The 22,219-nt window shown below is 74.0% G+C and carries 16 protein-coding genes; 13 read left to right on the forward strand and 3 right to left on the reverse strand.

Going from position 1 to position 22,219, the window contains the following annotated elements; translation table 11 throughout:
* Positions 1–243 precede the first annotated feature (243 nt).
* Positions 244–3,078 (forward strand): leucine--tRNA ligase, encoded by a 2,835-nt coding sequence (leuS, locus tag O7606_RS00985; protein WP_281597082.1) that lies wholly within the window; start codon positions 244–246, stop codon positions 3,076–3,078.
* Positions 3,079–3,668: 590 nt separating this feature from the next.
* Here the strand turns inward: leuS and O7606_RS00990 are convergent.
* From O7606_RS00990 to O7606_RS01000, 3 genes are read right to left on the reverse strand one after another with little or no spacing between them, the layout of a single operon-like run.
* A complete protein-coding gene (locus tag O7606_RS00990; protein ID WP_281597083.1) occupies positions 3,669–4,379 on the reverse strand; it encodes a VTT domain-containing protein in 711 nt (236 codons plus the stop codon).
* A complete protein-coding gene (locus tag O7606_RS00995) occupies positions 4,376–5,098 on the reverse strand; it encodes a glutamine amidotransferase (RefSeq protein WP_281597085.1) in 723 nt (240 codons plus the stop codon). Before O7606_RS00995 ends, O7606_RS00990 begins: the two co-directional genes overlap by 4 nt.
* Positions 5,088–6,335 (reverse strand): MurT ligase domain-containing protein, encoded by a 1,248-nt coding sequence (locus O7606_RS01000; RefSeq protein WP_281599427.1) that lies wholly within the window; start codon positions 6,333–6,335, stop codon positions 5,088–5,090. The genes O7606_RS00995 and O7606_RS01000 overlap by 11 nt, the downstream gene beginning before the upstream one ends.
* A 399-nt stretch (positions 6,336–6,734) precedes the next feature.
* Between O7606_RS01000 and mraZ the strand changes: the two genes are divergently transcribed.
* From mraZ to ftsZ, 12 genes are all read left to right on the forward strand, one after another.
* Positions 6,735–7,166 carry a division/cell wall cluster transcriptional repressor MraZ gene (gene mraZ, locus O7606_RS01005; protein ID WP_281597086.1) on the forward strand — a complete coding sequence of 144 codons (432 nt, stop codon included), beginning with the start codon at positions 6,735–6,737 and terminating at the stop codon, positions 7,164–7,166.
* 207 nt (positions 7,167–7,373) lie between these two features.
* Positions 7,374–8,492: a 16S rRNA (cytosine(1402)-N(4))-methyltransferase RsmH gene (rsmH, locus tag O7606_RS01010; RefSeq protein ID WP_281599428.1), complete on the forward strand. Its 1,119-nt coding sequence runs from the start codon at positions 7,374–7,376 to the stop codon at positions 8,490–8,492.
* Entirely contained in the window at positions 8,489–9,097 is a 609-nt protein-coding gene (locus O7606_RS01015; protein ID WP_281597087.1) for a hypothetical protein, read from the forward strand. The genes rsmH and O7606_RS01015 overlap by 4 nt, the downstream gene beginning before the upstream one ends.
* A 171-nt stretch (positions 9,098–9,268) precedes the next feature.
* Positions 9,269–11,491 (forward strand): penicillin-binding transpeptidase domain-containing protein, encoded by a 2,223-nt coding sequence (locus O7606_RS01020; RefSeq protein WP_348651150.1) that lies wholly within the window; start codon positions 9,269–9,271, stop codon positions 11,489–11,491.
* A 91-nt stretch (positions 11,492–11,582) separates the two neighbouring features.
* Positions 11,583–13,130 carry a UDP-N-acetylmuramoyl-L-alanyl-D-glutamate--2,6-diaminopimelate ligase gene (locus O7606_RS01025; protein ID WP_281597088.1) on the forward strand — a complete coding sequence of 516 codons (1,548 nt, stop codon included), beginning with the start codon at positions 11,583–11,585 and terminating at the stop codon, positions 13,128–13,130.
* On the forward strand, positions 13,127–14,524 hold the full coding sequence (gene murF, locus O7606_RS01030; protein ID WP_281597089.1) for a UDP-N-acetylmuramoyl-tripeptide--D-alanyl-D-alanine ligase: 1,398 nt from the start codon (positions 13,127–13,129) through the stop codon (positions 14,522–14,524). The genes O7606_RS01025 and murF overlap by 4 nt, the downstream gene beginning before the upstream one ends.
* Positions 14,521–15,645, forward strand: coding sequence for a phospho-N-acetylmuramoyl-pentapeptide-transferase (mraY, locus tag O7606_RS01035; protein WP_281597090.1), 1,125 nt, complete (start codon positions 14,521–14,523; stop codon positions 15,643–15,645). The genes murF and mraY overlap by 4 nt, the downstream gene beginning before the upstream one ends.
* A 301-nt stretch (positions 15,646–15,946) precedes the next feature.
* Positions 15,947–17,350, forward strand: coding sequence for a putative peptidoglycan glycosyltransferase FtsW (locus tag O7606_RS01040; protein ID WP_281599430.1), 1,404 nt, complete (start codon positions 15,947–15,949; stop codon positions 17,348–17,350).
* The gene (gene murG, locus O7606_RS01045; RefSeq protein WP_281597091.1) at positions 17,350–18,456 is read left to right on the forward strand and encodes an undecaprenyldiphospho-muramoylpentapeptide beta-N-acetylglucosaminyltransferase; all 1,107 of its coding nucleotides are present in this window, start codon (positions 17,350–17,352) and stop codon (positions 18,454–18,456) included. The genes O7606_RS01040 and murG overlap by 1 nt, the downstream gene beginning before the upstream one ends.
* A 58-nt stretch (positions 18,457–18,514) precedes the next feature.
* Positions 18,515–19,999, forward strand: coding sequence for a UDP-N-acetylmuramate--L-alanine ligase (gene murC, locus O7606_RS01050; protein WP_281597092.1), 1,485 nt, complete (start codon positions 18,515–18,517; stop codon positions 19,997–19,999).
* A 32-nt stretch (positions 20,000–20,031) separates the two neighbouring features.
* The gene (locus O7606_RS01055; protein ID WP_281599431.1) at positions 20,032–20,814 is read left to right on the forward strand and encodes an FtsQ-type POTRA domain-containing protein; all 783 of its coding nucleotides are present in this window, start codon (positions 20,032–20,034) and stop codon (positions 20,812–20,814) included.
* A gap of 284 nt (positions 20,815–21,098) precedes the next feature.
* On the forward strand, positions 21,099–22,214 hold the full coding sequence (gene ftsZ, locus O7606_RS01060) for a cell division protein FtsZ (protein ID WP_281597093.1): 1,116 nt from the start codon (positions 21,099–21,101) through the stop codon (positions 22,212–22,214).
* Positions 22,215–22,219 lie beyond the last annotated feature (5 nt).

Here is a 22,219-nt window from a genome sequence, read left to right on the forward strand (position 1 = left end):
GTAGTCCGCCAGTTACCCCCGATCAGGGCGTGGTGGCCCCACGAACCTGGTTACCGTCGCGGCAGCGGCGGCGGTAGACTGCGGGGCATGTCCGTGGCCGGTCTGCTCCTTACCGAGCCGTGCTGACGCGCTGACGCGACAGCACGGCCGCCCCTCCTGCGCGAGGGGCTTTTTTGTGCCTGCCGGCCGGAACCGACCTGTGACATCCCGTGCGATCCACGCAGCGGAACGAGGAGAGACGCCATGACAGAGGCAGCCGCGAGCGACATCCCCCCGTTCCGGTACACCGCGGCCCTGGCCGGTGAGATCGAGCTGCGTTGGCAGGACGCCTGGGCGCGGGAGGGCACCTTCCACGCCCCGAACCCGACCGGCCCGCTGGCCGACCCGGCGCACCCCCGCTCCGGCGCGGAGAAGCTGTACGTGCTGGACATGTTCCCCTACCCGTCCGGGGCGGGTCTGCACGTCGGGCACCCGCTGGGCTACATCGGCACCGACTGCTACGCCCGCTACCAGCGGATGGCCGGGCGCAACGTGCTGCACGCGATGGGCTTCGACGCGTTCGGGCTGCCCGCCGAGCAGTACGCGGTGCAGACCGGCACCCACCCGCGCGCCACCACCGTGGCCAACATCGAGCGGTACAAGGCGCAACTGCGGCGGCTGGGCCTGGCCCACGACAACCGGCGCTCGGTGGCCACCATCGACACCGACTTCTACCGCTGGACCCAGTGGATCTTCCTGCAGGTCTTCAACTCCTGGTACGACCGACAGGCGCGCCGGGCCCGCCCGATCGCCGAACTGGTCGCCGAGTTCGCCGCCGGCGACCGGCCCACCCCGGACGGCCGCCCCTGGGCCGAGCTGACCGCCGCGCAGCAGCGCCGGATCGTCGACGACCACCGGCTGGCGTACGTGTCGGAGGCCCCGGTGAACTGGTGCCCCGGGCTGGGCACCGTGCTGGCCAACGAGGAGGTCACCGCCGACGGCCGCTCCGAGCGCGGCAACTTCCCGGTCTTCAAGCGCAACCTGAAGCAGTGGATGATGCGGATCACCGCGTACTGCGACCGGCTGGTCGACGACCTGGACACGCTGGACTGGCCCGAGCCGATCAAGCTGATGCAGCGCAACTGGATCGGCCGGTCCACCGGCGCGCACATCGAGTTCCGCGCCGGGCGGGAGCCGATCCGGGTGTTCACCACCCGCCCGGACACCGTCTTCGGGGCCACCTACCTGGTGCTGGCCCCCGAGCACGAGCTGGTCGACGCGCTGGCGCCGGCGGCCTGGCCGGTCGGGACGAAGGACGCCTGGACCGGCGGGCACGCCAGCCCGCGCGCCGCCGTCGAGGCGTACCGGAAGGCGGCGGCGGCCAAGACCGACGTCGAGCGGCAGGCCGACGCGAAGGAGAAGACCGGCGTCTTCGTCGGCGCGTACGCCACCAACCCGGTCACCGGCGCGCAGATCCCGATCTTCGTCGCCGACTACGTGCTGGCCGGCTACGGCACCGGCGCGATCATGGCGGTGCCCGCCCAGGACGAGCGGGACTGGGCCTTCGCCGAGGCGTTCGACCTGCCGATCGTCCGCACCGTGCAGCCACCGGAGGGCTTCGCCGGCACCGCGTACACCGGGGACGGCCCGGCGATCAACAGCGCCGCGCCCGACCGTGGCCTGGACCTGGACGGCCTGGGGGTCGCCGACGCCAAGGCCCGCATCGTCGAGTGGCTGGAGGCCAACGGGCACGGCGCCGGCGCGGTCACCTACCGGCTGCGCGACTGGCTGTTCAGCCGGCAGCGCTACTGGGGCGAGCCGTTCCCCGTCGTGTATGACGCCGACGGCAACGCGGTCGCGCTGCCCGAGTCGATGCTGCCGGTCGAGCTGCCCGAGGTCGACGACTTCTCCCCGCGCACCTTCGACCCCGCCGACGCCGACAGCGACCCGGAGACCCCGCTGTCGCGTCGCCGCGACTGGGTGGAGGTCGAGCTGGACCTGGGTGACGGCCCGAAGCGGTACACCCGGGAGACCAACGTGATGCCGCAGTGGGCCGGCTCCTGCTGGTACGAGCTGCGCTACCTGGACCCGACCAACGCCGACCGGTTCGTCGACCCGGCCAACGAGGCGTACTGGATGGGCCCGCGCGCCGAGGGCGACTGCGGCGGCACCGACCTGTACGTCGGCGGCTCCGAGCACGCCGTGCTGCACCTGCTGTACGCCCGGTTCTGGCACAAGGTGCTGTACGACCTGGGCCACGTGTCGTCGGTCGAGCCGTTCCGGAAGCTGTTCAACCAGGGCTACATCCAGGCGTACGCGTACACCGACCCGCGGGGCGTCTACGTGAACGCCGAGGAGGTCGTCGAGCGCGACGGCCGCTACTTCCACGGCGACACCGAGGTGCGCCGCGAGTACGGCAAGATGGGCAAGTCGCTGCGGAACGTGGTCACCCCGGACGAGATGTGCGCGACGTACGGGGCGGACACCTTCCGGGTGTACGAGATGTCGATGGGTCCGCTGGAGGTGTCCCGCCCCTGGGAGACCCGGGCCGTGGTCGGCTCGTACCGCTTCCTGCAGCGGGTCTGGCGGACGGTGGTGGACGAGCGCACCGGCGCGCCGCGGGTCACCGACGCCCCGGCCGACGAGGCCACCCGCCGGCTGCTGCACAGGGTGATCGACGGGGTCCGCGCCGACATGGACGCGATCCGGTTCAACACCGCGATCGCGAAGCTGATCGAGCTGACCAACGGGCTGACCCGGCTGAGCGCGACCCCGCGTGAGGTGGCCGAGCCGCTGGTGCTGATGCTGGCTCCGTTCGCCCCGCACGTCGCCGAGGAGCTGTGGCGGCGGCTGGGGCACGCCGGCTCGCTGGCGTACGCGGACTTCCCGGTCGCCGACCCGGCGCTGCTGGTCGCCGAGACGGTCACCTACCCGGTGCAGGTCAACGGCAAGGTCCGGGGCCGGATCGAGGCGCCCGCCGACGCCGACGAGGAGACCGTGCGGGCGGCGGCCCTGGAGGCGGTCGCGGCCGTCCTGGCCGGCAGGGCGCCCCGCAAGGTGATCGTGGTGAAGGGCCGCATGGTCAGCGTGGTCGCCTGACGGGCCGGGGCGCCCGGTCCGTCCGGGAAACGACGGACCGGGCGCCCCGGCGGGCAGCGCCGTCACGGGTCCCGGCGGCGGACCGCCAGCACCGTGACGAGGGCGAAGACCACAGCCCACCCCGGCGTACGCGGCCCACGCGCCGCCCACCGTGCCCCGGTGCGCGACGTCCACCCAGGCCGGTGGCTCCCCGCTCTCCAGCAGCCGCTGCCAGGCGGCGATCGGCAGGGCGTGGCGCAGCGCCGCCGACCAGCGCTCCGAGTCGTCGACGGCGGTCGGCAGCAGGAGCAGCAGCGTCGTGGCGGCCACGATGGCCGGTCGCCCGTCTGTTCACCAAGCTCGGCGCCCGGGACCGGGTGCACCTGGTCATCGCCGCCTACGACGCCGCCCTCGTCGTCCCGCCCCGGTGAGCCCCGCCCCGGGGAGCGGGGCCGCGTGGACGAGCCGGCGGCGGGCGGTCCCGGCCGGCCGTCCACCCCGGCCCGCGTCCGGCGGCCCGCCCGGTCCAGCCCTCTGCCGGATCGTCCGTCCGGTCCAGCCGTCCGCCGGACCGCCCGCCCGCCCGCCCGGCCGGCCGGTCGGTCGGTCGGTCAACGGTCCGTCGGGGCGTCCGGACCGGCGAGCAGGTCCCGGCGGCGTCGCCGTTCGGCCCGCCACCAGTTGCGTAGCAGCGCCGCGCTGGCGATCAGCCCGAGCGCGGCGGGCGCGACGGCGTACCAGTTGATCCCGTCGGGGCTGCTGGCCGCCGCGCCGACCGCCGCGTAGCCGAAGGCGGTGGGCGCGGAGGCCAGCACGCTGCCGGTCAGGAACGGCAGCAGCCGCGCGCCGGTGGTGCCGTACCCGTAGCTGACCAGGCCGAAGCCGGAGATCGGCAGTAGCCGGACGGTCATCACGCCGAGCACGCTCTGCCGGGCGAACCAGCCGTCCAGGCGGGCCAGCCGGCCACGGGCGCGTTCGGAGACGAAGTCCCGGCCGAGGGCCCGGCCGACGGCGAAGCCGAGCGCGGCGGCGAGCAGCGCCGCGCCGAGCGCGTACGCGGCCCCTTCGAGCGCCCCGAAGAGCGCGCCCGAGGCGAGGGTGACGAAGGTCCGGGGCACCAGGGCGACCAGCAGCACCGCCCCGCCGACGACGCCGGCCACCGGGGCCAGCGCACCGAGCCGCTCGACGTGCCGGGGCAGCTCGGTCAGCTCCGGTCGGGGCGCCAGGAGCACCAGCAGACCGAACCCGCCGAGCAGCAGCAGCAGGGCGGCGAAGCGGACGGCCGACTGCTGCGCGAGCAGCCGCCGGACCGTCCCGGTCACGGCCGGCGGGCGGCGACCACCGCGGCGTGGCGTTCGGCGCGCAGCCGGTCGGGCCAGGTGTCGTCGAGCGGCGGGAGCTGGTGCGCCCCGGTGGCCCAGCGCAGCAGCAGGTCGGCCAGGGCCGGGTTGCGGGCCAGCGCCGGCCCGTGCGAGTACGTGCCGAGCAGCTTGCCCCGCCAGGCCCCCTCGGTCTGCCCGTCGTTGCCGACCCCGGCGGTGACCCGGGCCAGCGGCGCCACCCCCGGCCCCAGGTGGGTGCGTCCGCCGTGGTTCTCGAACCCGCTCAGCGGCGGCACGCCCAGCCGGGGGTCGATCTCGCCGGCCAGCTCGCCGACCGCCCGGGACGGCCCCCGGTCGGATTGCAGGTCGAGCAGCTCCAGGCCCTGGCACAGGGTGCCCTTGGCGAAGAACGACCGGCCGAGGAGCTGGTAGCCGGCGCACACCCCGAAGACCACCGAGCCCTGGGCGACCGCGCGGTGCAGGCCGCCGTCGGCGAGCAGCCGCTGCGCGCCGAGCGCCTGCGGGCCGTCCTCGCCGCCGCCGAGCAGGTAGATGTCGGCGGAGGTGGGTAGCCGCTGGTCGGAGCGGACCTCCAGGACCTCGACCGGCATCCCGCGCTGCATCGCCCGCCGGGCCAGGATCAGCAGGTTGCCCCGGTCACCGTAGGTGGAGAGCAGGTCGGGGTAGATCCAGACGATGCGCAGGCTCTCAGTTGACACGGTCCAACTCCGCTCGGATGTCCTGGAACGCGGTGTAATTGGCGATGACCTCCAGCCGGCCCGCGGGCACGCTGCGGACCGCGTCGTCGAACGTCCGGACGTGCTGGAACGGCACGTCGTTGACGTCGAGGCGGACGGCCAGGTCGTAGGCCCGGTCGCCGGTGATCAGCACCTGCCGGCCGCGCAGCGGCGCGAAGTCGACGTCGAACAGCCAGGAGGTGTCCAGGCCGTCGGGGTCGCGGGCGTTGATGGACAGCAGCGTCGGGGCGTGGTCGGCCATGTCGAACGCCTCCAGCCAGCTCGCCGGGTTCTTCGCCAGCAGCAGCCGGATGTTGCGGCCGTCCCGGTCGACCTGCGCGTACCGGCCGGCGACCGAGGCCACCGAGCCGAGCCGGGAGACCGCGTCCACCGGGCGTACGCCGAACTCGGCGGCCACCGCGAGGGCGGTGGCGGCGTTGCCGATGTTCACCCGGCCGGGCAACTGGAGGACGATCTTGTGCCAGGCGCCGGTCGGGTCGACCACCCCGTCGTCCTCGACCAGCCAGTGCGGGCGGGGGCGGCGCAGCGGGCAGCCGGTGCACCACCACTGCTCACCGGAGCGCTCGATGGACGAGCCGCACTCCGGGCAGACCCAGGAGTCGTCGTGCCAGCGCTGCCCGGCGCTGAACCAGGTCACGTGGGGCGGGGTGATCCGGTGGTCGTGGCTGGCCGGCGGGGTGGCGGCCCAGACCACCATCGGGTCGTCGGCGTTGGCGATCACCCGCAGCTCCGGGTGCCGCACCAGCGCGGCCCGCCAGAGCTGCGCCATCATGGCGACCTCCTTGGCCCGGTCGAGCTGGTCGCGGGAGAGGTTGAGCAGCGCCACCACGTGCGGCTCGGTGGCCTCCATGACCTGGGCCAGGTAGTGCTCGTCCACTTCGAGCACCGCGTACGGGGTGCTGCCGGCCTTGGCCAGCGCCGAGGTGTGCCCGGTGGGCATGTTCGCGCCGAACGAGTTGGTGGCGACCGTGCCGAGCACGCCGACCGCCGCGGCGGCGAGCCGGGTGGTGGTGGTCTTGCCGTTGGTGCCCGAGACCAGGGCGATGGCCCGGCCGGCCGAGAGGTGGGCCAGCAGGTCCGGATCGATCTTGAGGCCGATCCATCCGCCGATCACCGAGCCGTCCCCCCGGCCGGCGGCCCGGGACAGCGCCGCCGCCGTGCGCGACACGGAGCTGGCCACCTTTGCCCGCAGGGGCATCTTCGCGTCCGTCACGCGAGCGAGGTTACCGGACCGGTCGGCCCGTCAGATCGCCGCCGAGGGCGAACCGTTCGGGCGGGGACACCGGACCACCCGGCGGCGGGCGGCGCGCCGGGCGGCGGGCGGTGGCGCTCCGGCCGGTCGGAAAATGATCACCCGGATGGAGTCGATCTATGTCGGGAAACGGACGCCGACGATCTACCGGTTCCGCCCTCCACTTCGCTCCACCCCCTCTGACGTGCTGTTTTGTCGTTCCGGGCGGCGCGCCACGCGGGCGATTCTGGTTGCAGGTGGAGGGAAGTGGAGTAGAGTGGGGCCCAATGGTGAGGCCGGGAGGGCCCACCGGCCCGGGGGGTCAGCGGCGCCGCGAACGCCGCTCAGGGCGAGGGGGTTTGGGCCGTGTTCCTCGGCACCCACACTCCACGCCTGGACGACAAAGGCCGGTTGATCCTTCCGGCGCGGTTCCGGGACGAGCTTGCGGGGGGTGTCGTGATCACCAAAGGGCAGGAGCGCTGCCTCTACGTCTTCCCGCTGCCCGAGTTCCAGCGGATCGCCGACCAGTTGCGCCAGCAGCCGATGACACACAAGGCCGCGCGGGCGTACAGCCGGGTCTTCTTCGCCAGCGCCCACGACGAGGTCCCCGACAGACAGGGCCGCGTCACCATCCCGGCCCACCTGCGCGCCTACGCCGAGCTCGACCGCGACCTCGTGGTGATCGGCGCGAGCACCCGGGTGGAGGTCTGGGACCGGAGCAAGTGGGACGCCTACCTCGCCGAGAGCGAGGAGGAGTTCTCCGACATCTCCGAGGGGGTGTTGCCCGGCGGTCTGTAGGGCGTGACGACGCCCGACGTACTGCGAGATCTCCAGCCGCTTCGGCGTTCCTGGCACCCCTTCCCCGGTGCCAGGGGCACGATCCAGTCTCCTCGGACCGCGATCGGGGAGCGGACGGGAGCGGATGGGGATCTGGCGGTACGACGGGGCGTCGTGGCGGCGGGACAGACAACACGAGAGAGAAGGTTCACGCCAGTGGGGGTCGACATGGGGGAGCTACGCGTCACGCACGTGCCGGTGCTGCTCGGGCGTTGTCTCGAGTTGCTGGCCCCCGCTTTGGCCCGCGGGGAGCGGACGGTCCACGTCGACGCCACGCTGGGGTTGGCCGGTCACGCCGAGGCGGTGCTGACGGCGCATCCGCGCGCCGTCCTGATCGGTCTCGACCGGGACACCGAGGCCCTGGCCCACGCCCGGGCGCGGCTGGCCCGGTTCGCCGACCGGGTCCACCTCGTGCACGCCGTCTACGACGAGCTGCCCGACGTGCTCGACCGGCTGGGCCACCCCGCGATCGACGGGATCCTCTTCGACCTCGGTGTCTCCTCGCTGCAACTGGACGAGCCCGACCGGGGGTTCGCCTACGCGCGGGACGCCCCGTTGGACATGCGGATGGACCAGACCCGGGGGACGACCGCCGAGGAGGTGGTCAACTCCTACGCCCATCCGGACCTGACCCGCCTCCTGCGGGTGTACGGCGAGGAGAAGTTCGCCGGCCGGGTCGCCTCGGCGATCATCCGGGAGCGGGAACGGTCCCGGATCACCTCGTCGGCCCGACTGGCCGAGCTGGTCCGGGACGCCATTCCCGCGCCAGCCCGGCGAACCGGGGGACACCCGGCAAAGAGAACGTTTCAGGCTTTACGGATCGAGGTAAACAGGGAACTGGCGGCGCTGGAGACGGCGCTGCCAGCCGCGCTCGACAGGCTCACCGTGGGTGGCCGCATGGTCGTCCTGTCCTACCACTCCCTGGAGGACAGGCTGACCAAGGCGGCGCTCGCCGAGCGGGTCCGCAGTAGGGGCCCGATCGACCTCCCGGTCGAACTGCCCGGCACCGGCCCGACGTTCCGGCTGCTCAGCCGGGGCGCCGAGCTGCCCGGGGAGGAGGAGGTCACGGCGAACCCCCGGGCCGCGTCGGTGCGGTTGCGTGCCGCGGAGCGGATCGACCCCGACGCGGAACGCCAGGCGGGCACCGACCGCGAACGGTACCGCCGGCGACGGCAGGGGACGCCCCAGGGGACGGGGGCGACCGGCGACTCCACAGTGGGTCAGCGGTCGGCTCCGGGCGACGGCACGGCGACGGACGACGAAGAGGGAGAGGGGGAGGGACCATGAACGTCAACAAGCGCGACCGCCGGGACATCTCCGGCGGAGGGCAGCGTACACCGCGGTCGGGGGGCCGGACCACGGCGGCACGTGCCACGACGGACGGGGTCGGCCGCACCGGGCCGGACCACGCCCACCAGCAGGGTGGGGCTCGCGCTCGGGGGACGCGCGAGTTCCCGACCCAGGGCAGCGCCGCGCTGCGGCCGGCGCAGCGGCCCGACCCGACCGACCGTCCGGGCGCCCCGCGGCTGCGGGTCGCCCCGCCGCCGCCGGTGTCGGTGCCCCGGGCGCCTTTCGTCGGGCTGGTGCTGGTCCTGGTGGTCGGCGGGGTGCTCGGCATCCTGCTGGTCAACACCAAGATCAACGAGAACGCCTTCCGGCTGGAGAAGCTCCAGCAGCAGCAGGCCAAACTCGACGTCGACGAGCAGCAGCTCAAGAAGCGCATCGCCGAGAGCGAGGCGCCGGGCAACCTCACCGCCAACGCCCGCAAGCTGGGCCTGGTGGAGTCGGACGACCCGGCCTTCATCCAACTCCCGGACGGCCGGATGATCGGGGTGCCCCGCCCGGCGGGCGGGCAGCCGGCCATCACGAGCCAGCAGGGCACGGGAGGCTGACCCGTGACTCCGAGGTCGGAGGAACCGCGCCGGGACGCCACAGGCTCCCGGCGCGGTTCGTCGCGTTCCGGGCCGGAGGAGTCCCGCCGGGACGCGCCGACCGCCCGGCGCGGTTCCGCACGCGCCGCCGGGGGCCGCGGCGGCGATCCACGCGAGCCGGGCGTCGGGGGGATCTCCGACGCCCGCGCGTACACGCCCCGGGGCCGCACCGTCCGGGAGAGCCGGGGCGACCGCGAGGAGCGCGCCGGCCGGGCCGCCGCCACCGGACGGGACGACCGGGCGATCCGCCAACCGGCCACCGGCCGGACCGAGCGCCAACCGGCCACCGGCCGGACCGAGCGCGGGGCCCGCCAGCCCGGCGTCGGGCGGACCGAACGCGAGGAACGCACCGCGGCGGCCCGCCGCGCCACCGGCGACGACCAGCGGCGTACCCCCCGGGGCGGCCGGACGGTCGATCCGTTCCGGCCGGCGTTGCAGGTGCTCGACGGCGGCCGGGTCGGCGCCCGGGCCGGCCGGCGCGGCGCCCCGACCGGCGGCCGGGCCGCGGTGATCCGCACCGTCGACCCGCGCGCCGCCGACCCCGACGACGACGCCCCGCCGCCGCGGCGTCGCCCCTCCCGCCCGGCCACCGCCCGACGGCCGGCCCGCAAGCCGCGCCGCCCGCCGAAGCTCGCCGACCCGGGCCGCCGGCTGCGACTCGGCACCCTGCTCACCCTGACCCTCTTCGCGGTCATCGGCATCCGACTGGTCGTCCTGCAGGCCGTCGAGGCCCCCGCCTACGCCGGCACGGGCGTGGAGGTCCGCACGGTGGACCTGCCGGCCCCCCGGGGAGCGATCTACGACCGCTGGGGCAACACGCTGGCGCACAGCGTCGAGGCCCGGTACGTCTTCGCCGACCCGACCCGGGTGAAGGACGTCCCGGCCGCCGCCCGGGCGCTCGCCCCGCTGCTCGGCATCCCCCAGTCGGAGCTGGCCGAGAAGATGAAGCCCCGGATCCGTGAGGACGGCGTGGCCTCCCAGTTCGAGTACCTGGCGCGGGGCGTCGACATCGGCACCGCGCGCAAGATCGCGGCGCTGGGGCTGTCCGGCATCGGCGCCCACCGCGACGAGCGGCGCGAGGTGCCCGGCGACGACCTGGCCGCCAACCTGATCGGCTTCACCAGCCCGGACATGGTCGGCCTGGAGGGGCTGGAGGCCCGCTACGACGACCTGCTCGACGGCGAGGACGGCCGGCGGGTCTTCGAGGTCGGCGCGGGCGACCTGAGCGCGCCGATCCCCGGCGGCCGTCAGGAGACGACCGAGGCGAAACCGGGCAGCTCCCTGGCGCTCACCATCGACCGGGACCTGCAGTACCGGTTCCAGGAGATCCTCTCCGACCGGATGGCCCAGGTCAGCGGCAGCACCGGCGCGGCGGTCATCATGGAGATCCCCACCGGGGAGATCCTCGCCCAGGCCAGCCACCCCACGTACAACGCCGCCGACCCGCGCAAGAGCAGACCCACCGACCGGGAGGACGCGGCCACCAGCTTCGTGGTCGACCCCGGCTCGGTGCACAAGGCGGTCACCTTCGGCGCGGCGCTCCAGGAAGGGGTGATCACTCCGGACACGACGTTCCCGGTGGAGAACAGCATCGTCAAGGGGGACACCGCCTTCTCCGACACGCACCGGGCCGACGGGCGGCGGATGAGCCTGGCCGGGATGATGGCGTACTCGTCGAACGTCGGCACCATCAAGATCGCCGACCAGCTCGGCAAGGACCGCCTCTACGACTACCAACGCCGGTTCGGGCTGGGCAAACGGACCGACGTGGGGATGCCCGGTGAGGCGTCCGGCCGGTTGCTGCCCCCCGCGCAGTGGAGCGGGTCGTCGGAAGGGTCGGTCCCGATCGGGCACAGCGTGGACGCCACCCCGTTGCAGATGGCCGCCGTGTACGCGGCGATCGCCAACGACGGCACCTGGGTCCAGCCGCGACTGGTCCGGGAGACCATCGATCCGAAGGGGAAGCGCACCCCGGCCAAGCCGCCGGTCACCCGTCCGGTGCTCAGCCCGGAGAACGCCAGGGCGCTGCGCACCATCCTGGAGGCGGTCACCACCGTGGAGGACGCCACCGGCGTCACCGCCGCCATCCCCGGCTACCGGGTCGCCGGCAAGACCGGCACCGGCTGGCGGCTGGTCGACGGGAAGAAACAGCCCGGCGAGGTGGCCTCGTTCATCGGGATGGCCCCGGCGGAGAACCCGCGCTACGTGATCGCCGTGTTCGCGCACACCCCGGGCGGGGGCGGCGGGGCGATCGCCGGCCCGGCGTTCCGCGACATGATGGGCTTCACCCTGCGGCACTACAAGGTTCCCCCGACCAGCACGCAGCCGCCGGAGTTCGTCGTCTATCCACGCTGACCAGGCAGGTCGGGACATCATCGGTAGGTGGGGACGAACCACCGGGGCGGCTGTGCGGCCCACGGCCACCGACCGGGTAGGGTCTGACGCCGTGCCCGGCAATCCACGCCCCGAGACCGTGAACGACGTCCGGCTCGGCGAACTCGCCGCCCGGCTCGGCGCCGAGCCGCCGGCCGCCGCCGCGGACCTGTCGGTGACCGGGGTGACGCACGCCAGCCAGGAGGTCCGCCCCGGCGACCTGTACGCGGCGCTGCCCGGCGCGCGTCGGCACGGCGCGGAGTTCGCCGCCGCGGCCGCCGCCGCCGGCGCGGTGGCCGCGCTCACCGACCCGGCCGGCCTGCCGGCGGTCGCCGCGGCCGGCCTGCCCGCGCTGGTGGTGACCGACCCGCGCGAGGCCCTCGGCCCGCTGGCCTCCGCCGTGTACGGCGACCCCACCGCCGGACTGACCGTGATCGGGGTGACCGGCACCGCCGGCAAGACCTCCACCGCGTACCTGGTGGAGGCGGGGCTGCGCGCCGCCGGCCACGTCACCGGCCTGATCGGCACGGTGGAGACCCGGCTCGGCGACCTGGTGGTGGACAGCGTACGGACCACCCCGGAGGCCACCGACCTGCACGCCATGCTCGCCGCCGCCCGGGAACGCGGCGTCACCGCCGTGGTCATGGAGGTCTCCAGTCACGCGCTGGCGATGGGGCGGGTCGGCGGCGTCCGGTTCGCCGTCGGCGGTTGGACCAACTTCGGCTCCGACCACCTCGACTTCCACGCCGACGCCGCCGACTACTTCGCCGCCAAGGCGAAGCTGTTCGACGGGCGCTGCGCCACCGAGGTGCTCAACCTCGACGACCCGGCGCTGCGCCCGCTGTTCCGGCCGGCCACCGTCAGCTACTCGGCCGCCGGTGACCCGACCGCCACCTGGTGGGCCGCCGACGTCGACGAGGACGGCTACGCCCAGCGGTTCACCGCGCACGGCCCGGACGGGCTCACCGTCCCCGCCGGGGTGGCGCTGCCCGGCCGGCACAACGTCGCCAACGCCCTGCTGGCGCTGGCCTGCCTGGTCGCCGTCGGGGTGGACCCGGTCACCGCCGCCGCGGGCGTGGCCGCCTGCCCGGGGGTGCCGGGGCGGCTGGAGCTGATCGGCGCGCCCGGCCCGGTGCGCGGCGTGGTCGACTACGCGCACAAGCCGGACGCCGTCGTCGCGGCGCTGGCCGCGCTGCGCGAGCTGACCGCCGGCGCCGGCCGGCTGATCTGCGTGATCGGTGCCGGCGGCGACCGGGACCGGGGGAAACGCCCGGTGATGGGAGCGGTGGCCGCGGAGGGGGCGGACGTGGTGCTGGTGACCGACGACAATCCCCGGACGGAGGACCCGGCGGCGATCCGGGCCGAGGTCCGGGCCGGCGCCGAGGCCGCGGCGACCCACCGCCCGGCCGGGACGCCGGTGACGATCCTCGACGTGGCGGGCCGCCGCGCGGCCATCGACGAGGCGGTCCGGCTGGCCGGGCCGGGCGACGTGGTCGCGGTGCTCGGCAAGGGGCACGAGCGCGGACAGGAGGTCGGCGGCGAGGTGCTGCCGTTCGACGACCGCACCGAACTGGCCGCCGCGTTGCGGGCCCGATTCGGCGACCGGGTGAGGCAGTCGTGATCCCGCTGACCCTGGCCGAGGTGGCCGCCGCCGTCGACGGGCGACTGGCCGGCGCCGACCCGCGGGCCACGGTGACCGGTCCGGTGGAGTTCGACTCCCGCAAGGTGCGCCCCGGCGGGTTGTTCGTCGCGTTCCCCGGCGAACGGGTCGACGGGCACGACTACGCCGCCGGCGCGGTGGCCGACGGCGCGGTCGCGGTGCTCGGCCTGCGGGAGGTGCCCGGCGTGCCGACGATCGTGGTCGCCGACGCGCTCGCCGCGCTGGGCAGGCTGGCCCGCGCGGTGGTGGACCGGCTGCCCGGGCTGACCGTCGTCGGGATCACCGGCTCCTCCGGCAAGACCAGCACCAAGGACCTGATCGCCCAGCTCACCGCCCGGATCGGCCCGACCGTGGCCCCGCCCGGGTCGTTCAACAACGAGCTGGGTCACCCGTACACGGCGTTGCAGGCCGGGCCGGAGACCCGCTTCCTGGTGCTGGAGAAGGGCGCGCGCGGCGTGGGGCACGTGCGGTACCTGTGCGACGTGGTTCCGCCGCGCATCTCGGTGGTGCTCAACGTCGGGGTGGCGCACCTCGGCGAGTTCGGCTCCCGGGAGGCCATCGCCCTGGCGAAGGGGGAGCTGGTCGAGGCGCTGCCGGTCGACGGGCTGGCCGTGCTCAACGCCGACGACCCGCTGGTCGCGGCGATGGCGACCCGGACCCGTGGCCGGGTCGTTGGGTACGGCGAGGCGGTCGACGCCGACGTGCGGGCCGTGGACGTGACGCTGGACGAGCGGGGGCGGCCGTCGTACACCCTGGTCACGCCGGAGGGCAGCGCGCCGGTGCGGCTCGGGCTCACCGGCCGCCACCAGGTCTCGAACACTCTCGCCGCCGCGGCGGTGGCCCGGGAGCTGGGCCTGGGCCCGGCCGAGCTGGCCGAGGCGCTCGGCACGCTGGGGCTGGTCTCCCGCCGGCGGATGGACGTCTTCGACCGGCCCGACGGGGTCACGGTCGTCGACGACTCGTACAACGCCAACCCGGCGTCGATGGCGGTCGCCCTGCGCGCCCTGGCCGGCCTGCGCCGGGACGGGCGGACGATCGCGGTGCTCGGCTACATGGCCGAGCTGGGGACCTTCGAGGTCGAGGGGCACCGGGAGGTCGGCCGACTCGCGGCCGAGCTGGGTGTCGACCGTCTGCTCGTGGTGGGCGAGGCGGCGACGCCGATCTGCGCAGGCGCTTCAGCGGTAGAAAACTGGGGAGGAGAATCGGTGCTGCTCACCGATCAGGCGGCGGCCGTCGAGGTGCTGCGAAGTGAGCTACGGCCAGGCGACGTGGTCCTGGTGAAGGGCTCCCGGTACCGCACCTGGGAGGTCGCCGACGCGCTGCGCGCCGACGGCCCGGCGGGGGTCGCCTCATGAGGGCCGTCATCGTGGCCATCGGGGTGGCCTTCCTGATCTCGCTGCTCACCACACCGATCGCGATCAAGGTGTTCACCCGGCTCAAGGCCGGGCAGCCGATCCGGGCCGAGGGCCCGATCATGCACCAGGGCAAGAAGGGCACCCCCACCATGGGCGGGGTGGTGTTCATCGTCGCCACGGTCATCGCGTACGTGGCCGGGCACCTCGCCCTGACCACCCTGCCCGACCAGCAGATCGCCCAGGTCGAGCCGACCATCACCGCGTTGGTGCTGCTCGGTCTGATGGTGTTCTCCGGCGCGGTGGGCTTCCTCGACGACTTCCTCAAGGTGCGCAAGCGCAACAGCGCCGGCCTCAACAAGCGGGGCAAGCTGTTCGGCCAGATCCTGGTCGGGGCGGTCTTCGGGGTGGTGGCGCTGTGGTACCCGAGCACCATGACCGACGTCTCCGGGGCGGCGACGAACGTCGAGACGGTCGGCGCGACCACGCTCAGCTTCATCCGGGACATCCCCGCCCTGGAGGTCGGCAAGGTCGCGTCGGTGATCATCTTCATCTTCGTGGTGATGGCGGCGACCAACGGCGTGAACCTGACCGACGGCCTGGACGGCCTGGCCACCGGCGCGTCGGTGATGGTGCTGGCGGCGTACGCGCTGATCGCGTTCTGGCAGTACCGGCACTGGTGCGCGGACCCGAACTACACCGAGGACTACTGCTACACCGTCCGTGACCCGCTGGAGATCGCGTTGATCGCGGGCGCGGCGGCCGGCGCCTGTGTCGGCTTCCTCTGGTGGAACACCTCGCCGGCCCGGATCTTCATGGGCGACACCGGGGCGCTCGGGCTGGGCGGGCTGATCGCCGGCATGGCGATGTCCACCCGTACCGTGCTGCTGCTGCCGATCATCGGCGGCCTCTTCGTGATCATCACGATGTCGGTGGTCATCCAGATCATCTCCTTCCGTACCACCGGTAAGCGGGTGTTCCGGATGTCGCCGTTGCAGCACCACTTCGAGCTGGCCGGGTGGAGCGAGGTCAACATCGTCGTCAGGTTCTGGATCATCGCGGGGATCGGCGTGGCCATCGCGCTGGGCCTGTTCTACAGCGAGTTCCTCGCCCACGTGGGCTGACGCCGCCGGCCGGCGCCGTCGGAGAAGGTCCCCTGCCATACACCAGGCGTCGGCAGGGGACCCTTCTGCGCGGCCCGACACGCCGAGAGTCGGGGTTCCGCGGGAACGGGCCGGCGGCAGCGGCCATGATGAGCGGGTGGGGGAGGACCGAGGGACCAGCAGGCCGACCGCCGGACCGCAACGTGCCGGCGGCGCGGGGACGCAGCGCGTCGGCGGGCAGCAACGGGGTGGCGGGTCGGGCGGTACGCGTACCGCCCGACCCGCCACCCCGTTGCTGCGCGGCCTGGACGCCGCCGGCGGGCTGGCGGCGCTGCGCGGCCTGCTCGCCCGGCCGCTGGCCTCCTACTACCTGCTGATCTCCAGCGCCGGCCTGCTGCTGGTCATCGGGTTGACCATGGTGTTCTCGGCGACCAGCGTCAAGGCCTACGCCGAGCAGGGCAACGCCTTCGCCGCGTTCACCAAGCAGGCGATCTTCGCGGTGATCGGCCTGGTCGCGTTCTGGGCCTGCCAGCGGCTGCCGGCGCGTACCTTCCGGGTGCTGGGCCTGCCGGTGCTGGGCCTGTCCGTGGTGCTGCTGTTGCTGCTGAACCTGCTGCTGGCGTACGGATCGCTGGCGGACACCGCGCCGCGCGTCGGCCCGTTGGAGGCGAACCTGCTCTGGCTCTACCTCGGGCCGATCCAGGTGCAGCCGTCCGAGCTGGCGAAGTTCGGCCTGGTGCTGTGGGGCGCCGACGTCATCGCCCGCAAGGGGGTCAAGCTGGGCTGGTGGCGGGAGCTGGCCACCCCGCTGTTCCCGGCGGTGGCGCTGCTGTTCGTGCTGGTCGGCTACAACGACCTGGGCACCATGCTCTGCCTGCTGGCCCTGGTGGTCGGCCTGCTCTGGGCGGCCGGGGTGCGGATGCGGGTGTTCGCCGCGCTGTCGGTGGTCGGGCTGGCCGGCATCGGCCTGCTGGTCGCGGTCGCCTCGCTGGGGGCCGGCTCCGGCGAGAAGGGCGAGCAGAACTACCGCCTGGCCCGACTGACCATGTTCATCAAACGCCCGGACGACTGCAACCTGGCCGACTGCTACCAGGCCGACCAGGCGCGTACCGCGATCGACCTGGGCGGCTGGTTCGGCGCCGGGCTGGGGCAGGGCAAGCTCAAGTGGGACTGGCTGCCCGCCGCCAACAACGACTTCATCTTCGCGGTGATCGCCGAGGAGTTGGGGGTGGTCGGCTGCGCGGTGGTGCTGGCGCTGTTCGCCGTGCTCGCCTACACCGGGCTGCGGATCGCCCGTCGGGTCGACGACCCGTTCCGCCGACTGGCCGCCGCCGCCGTCACCACCTGGCTGGTCAGCCAGGCCGTGATCAACATCGGTGGCGTGGTGGGATTGCTGCCGATCACCGGTCTGCCGTTGCCGTTCATCTCCGACGGCGGCAGCGCCCTGGTGGTGACGCTCGCCGCGATCGGGATGCTCGCCTCGTTCGCCCGCGCCGAGCCGGACGCGGCCCGGGCCCTGCACGCCCGTCCGCCCGCCCGATGGGTCCGACTAGTCTGGGCCCCGCTGCCGCCGCTTCCCGGCCGGCGTCGCCGCCCGGCGACGCCCCCGACCGCCCGCGGGCCCGTGCCCCGGTCGCGCGCGCGGCAGGACGACGACGAGACCGCGCCGCGCGGCGCCCGGACCAGCCGGACGCGCGCCGGGTCGGCGAGTGAGAGGAGACGCTGATGGGTCCGCTGCGTTCGGTGGTGCTCTGCGGAGGTGGCACGGGAGGACACATCTACCCGCTGCTCGCCTTCGCCGACTGCCTGCGCCGGCACGACCCGGGCGTCCGGATCACCTGCCTGGGCACCCCGAAGGGCCTGGAGAACGAGCTGATCCCGCCGCACGGCTACGACCTGCGGACCATCCCGGCGTACCAGCTTCCCCGCTCGGTCAACCTGAACCTGGTCAAGACCCCGGGTCGGATGTGGACCGCGGCCCGCGCCGCCGGCAAGGTCATCGACGAGGTGCGCGCCGACGTGGTCGTCGGCTTCGGTGGGTACGTCTCGGTGCCCGGCTACCTGGCGGCCTGGCGACGGGAGCTGCCCATCGTGATCCACGAGGTGAACGTGCCGCCGGGGGTCGCCAACCGGATGGGCATGAAGTTCACCAGGCACGTGGCGGTCGGCTTCCCGCACCAGCCGCGGCAGGCCGAGGCGCTGCGCGACGCCCGGGTGGTCGGGGTGCCGCTGCGCCGGGGCATCGCCGGGCTGGACCGCGCCGCCCAGCGCGCCGCCGCCCGGGCCCGCTTCGGGCTCCGCCCCGACCTGCCGGTGCTGTTCGTCGCCGGTGGCTCGCAGGGCGCCCGGTCGATCAACCTGGCCGTCTCCGGGGCGGCGAAGGAACTGGCCCGCCACGGCATCCAGGTGTTGCACGTGATGGGCGCGCGCAACGAGCCGGTGCCGGTCCCGACCGACCTGCCGGTGCCGTACGTGAGCCTGCCCTACCTGTCCGAGATGGAGCTGGGGTACGCCGCCGCGGACCTGATGCTCGGCCGGGGCGGCGCCATGACCTGCGCCGAGGTGGCCGCGATCGGGCTGCCCACGATCTACGTGCCGTACCCGCACAGCAACCAGGAGCAGAAGCGCAACGCGCTGCCGGTGGTGGAGGCCGGCGGCGGTCTGCTCGTCGACGACGCCGAGCTCACCCCGGACTGGCTGGAGCGTACGGTGATCCCGCTGATCCGGGACCCGCGCCGGCTCGCCGCGATGGGCGCCGCCGCCGCGAACTACGGCCGGCGCGACGGCGACGAGGCGCTGCTCCGCTTCGTCCACGAGGCAGTGGCCCGGTGACCCGGGTCGGCAGCACGAGCCCGGCGCCCGGCGCCGGCGCGACGGGAAGGTACCGCTCATGAACACCGTACGGTTCTCCCCGGCCGGCACGCTGACCGCCGAGGATCTGGGCACCATCCACCTGATCGGGGTGGGTGGGGTCGGGATGAGCGGCCTGGCCCGGCTCTTCCTGACCCGGGGCATCCGCACCACCGGCAGCGAGCTGCGGGAGTGGCCGTCGCTGGCCGGTATGCGCGCGCTCGGCGGCACCGTCCACATGACCCACGAGACGGCCAACCTCGACGGCGTCGACACGGTCGTCTACTCCTCGGCCATCCCGCAGGACCATCTGGAGCTGGTGGAGGCCCGTCGGCGTGGCCTGCGGGTGCTGCACCGCTCCGAGGCCCTGGCCGCGGCGATGACCGGCCGCCGGGCGGTCGCCATCGCCGGCACGCACGGCAAGACCACCACCACCTCGATGGTGACCATGGTGCTCCAGCAGGCCGGCGAGGATCCGTCCTTCGTGATCGGCGGGGAGATCTCCGAGGTCGGCTCGGGCGCGCACCACGGCACCGGGCAGTACTTCGTGGTGGAGGCCGACGAGAGCGACAGGTCCTTCCTGATCTACCGGCCGTTCGTCTCGGTGATCACCAACATCGAGCCGGACCACCTCAACACGTACGGCGACTTCGCCACGCTGAAGGCCGCGTTCGCCGACTTCGCCCGGCTGACCGATCCGGCCGGTCTCGTGGTCACCTGCGCCGACGACCCGGGCGCCCGGGAGCTGGCCGCCACGCTGCGCGCCGAGGGCCGGCGGGTCCACACCTACGGCGAGTCGCCCGACGCCGACCTGCGGCTGTCCGACATGGTCTCCTCGGCCCGGGGCGTGCGCTACCTGGCCGAGGTGGACGGCCGGTCGCTGGGCGAGTTCCAGTTGCCGGTGCCGGGTCGGCACATGGGGCTCAACAGCGCCGCCGCGGCGCTCACCGCGTACCTGCTGGAGTTGCCGGTGACCGCGGCGGAGGCCGCGCTGGCGGCTTTTCCCGGGGTGCGGCGGCGGTTCGAGCGCAAGGGCGTCGCCGACGGCGTGCTGGTCTACGACGAGTACGCCTACCACCCGACCTCGATCACGTTGGCGCTGCGGACGCTGCGCGAGGTGGCCGGGGACGGCCGGCTGATCGTGGTGTTCCAGCCGTACCGGCTCTACCGGACCCGGGACCTGCAGGCCGAGATCGCCGAGGGGCTGGCCATCGCCGACGAGGTGGTGCTGCTGGAGGTGTTCGGCCCGGGTGAGCTGCGGCAGCCGGGGGAGGGCTCGGCGGCGCTGATCGAGGCGGTCGACCTGCCCGCCGAGCGTAAGGTCTTCGTCGACTCCTGGGAGGCCGTGCCGGTGGAGGTGGCCCGCCGGGCCCGCCCCGGCGACGTGGTGGTGACCATGGGCGCGCCGCCCATCTCGCTGATGGGTGACCTGCTCCTCGACGCGCTGCTGGCCCGTACCGGGGATCCGGGCGCCGCCGGCACGACCGTGGGCCCGGACGGCGACGCGGCGCGTCCGGCCGGATGAGTCCCGGTCCGGCGCGGGGTCGCGCCGCCGGCGTGGATTCCGGCGGCGGTCGACGTGGCCCGGCCCGACGGTGGCAACTGGTCCGGGCGGGCAGTGACGCGGTCCCGCCGTCGACCCGGCGGTTCATGCGCCGGGCCCGGCAGCGCCGGATGCGGGCCGCCCTGCCGTGGGCGGTGGCCGGCGTGGCGCTGGCGCTGTCCGGGCTGGTGGCCTGGCTGCTGCTGGGCACCGGCCTGTTCGGCGTGCGGGAGGTCCGGGTGGTCGGGGCCGACCTGGTCACCCCGGTCCAGGTCCGGGGGGCGGCGGCGGTGCCGGACGGGGTGCCGCTGGCCCGGGTGGACCTGGCCGCGGTGGCGGCCCGGATCGGGAAGCTGCCCCCGGTGGAGCGGGTGGCGGTGCGCCGGGACTGGCCGGACGCCCTGGTGGTGCAGGTGGTGGAGCGGACCCCGGTGGCGGTGGTGCCGCGGGGGGACCGGTTCCTGGTGGTGGACCGCGCCGGGGTGGTGTTCCGGGACGAGCCGAGCCGTCCGGCGGGGCTGCCGCTGGCCCGGGTGGCCCGGCCGGGCGCGTCGGATCCGGAGACCCGGGCGGCGTTGCAGGTGTTGGCCGCGCTCACCCCGCCGCTGCGCGAGGCGTTGGTGGAGGTGACCGTGGAGGGGCTGGCGCGGATCACGGTGCGGCTCTCCGGTGACCGGACGATCGTCTGGGGCGACGCGACCCGGGGTGACGACAAGGCCCAGGTGGCGACCAGTCTGCTCGGTCGGAAAGCTGACACCATCGACGTGAGCGCGCCGGACGTGGTCACCTTCCGTTGAGTCGTCCGGTACGCGGCACGACCGGATCCGCCCCGGCCCGGGCGACCGGGGATCCGGAAAAGGTGAGGCTTGCCGCGATCCGGGACGACACGCCGAGCAGGTCCTTGGCTCATCGCGTGGCGGCGCTTACGTTGCCCCGAAGAGAAGCAATAGTTGACATAACTGTAAGCCTCTAGTAGAGGGTTAGGGTTAGCCCTTCTCCTCGCGGGTGATAGTTGACGTCGGCGGCGATCCGGGGCGGCCGTGGCGTCGGCGTGGCCAATCTCGAAGGGAAAGGACCGGAGATGACACCTCCGCACAACTACCTGGCGGTCATCAAGGTCGTCGGCATCGGGGGCGGCGGCGTCAACGCCGTCAACCGGATGATCGAGGTTGGGCTCAAGGGCGTCGAGTTCATCGCGATCAACACGGACGCGCAGGCGTTGCTGATGAGCGACGCCGACGTCAAGCTCGACGTCGGCCGGGAGCTCACCCGGGGGCTCGGCGCGGGCGCCAACCCGGACGTCGGCAAGAACGCCGCCGAGGACCACCGCGACGAGATCGAGGAGGTCCTCAAGGGGGCCGACATGGTCTTCGTGACCTGCGGCGAGGGCGGCGGCACCGGCACCGGCGGCGCCCCGGTGGTGGCCAACATCGCCCGTAAGCTCGGCGCGCTCACCATCGGCGTGGTCACCCGGCCGTTCTCCTTCGAGGGCAAGCGTCGTCAGGTCCAGGCCGAGGCCGGGATAGACGAGCTGCGCAACCAGTGCGACACCCTCATCGTCATCCCGAACGACCGGCTGCTGGCCCTCGGCGACCGGGGCATCAGCATGATGGACGCCTTCCGCACCGCCGACCAGGTGCTCCTCTCCGGCGTCCAGGGCATCACCGACCTGATCACCACCCCGGGTCTGATCAACCTGGACTTCGCCGACGTCAAGAGCGTGATGAGCGGCGCGGGCAGCGCGCTGATGGGCATCGGCAGCGCCCGCGGCGAGAACCGCGCGGTCGAGGCGGCCGAGGCGGCCATCTCCAGCCCGCTGCTGGAGCAGAGCATGGACGGCGCGCGGGGCGTGCTGCTCTCCATCGCCGGCGGCTCCGACCTGGGCCTGTTCGAGATCAACGACGCGGCCCAACTGGTCACCGACGCGGCCCACCCGGACGCCAACATCATCTTCGGCGCGGTCATCGACGACGCCCTCGGCGACGAGGTGCGGGTGACCGTGATCGCCGCCGGCTTCGACGGTGGCGCGCCCGCGTACAAGGCGGTCGAGCCGGCCCGCAAGAGCAACCAGAACCAGCCGACCACGCCGCCGGCCCCGGTGACCACGCAGAGCGCCATGCCCCCGCCCACCCAGTCGCCGCGTCGCGTCCTCTTCGACGACGTCGACGTGCCCGACTTCCTCAAGAACGGGTCCTGAGCCGC

The sequence above is a fragment of the Micromonospora sp. WMMD882 genome (assembly GCF_027497255.1).
In the GTDB taxonomy this organism is placed as follows: domain Bacteria; phylum Actinomycetota; class Actinomycetes; order Mycobacteriales; family Micromonosporaceae; genus Micromonospora.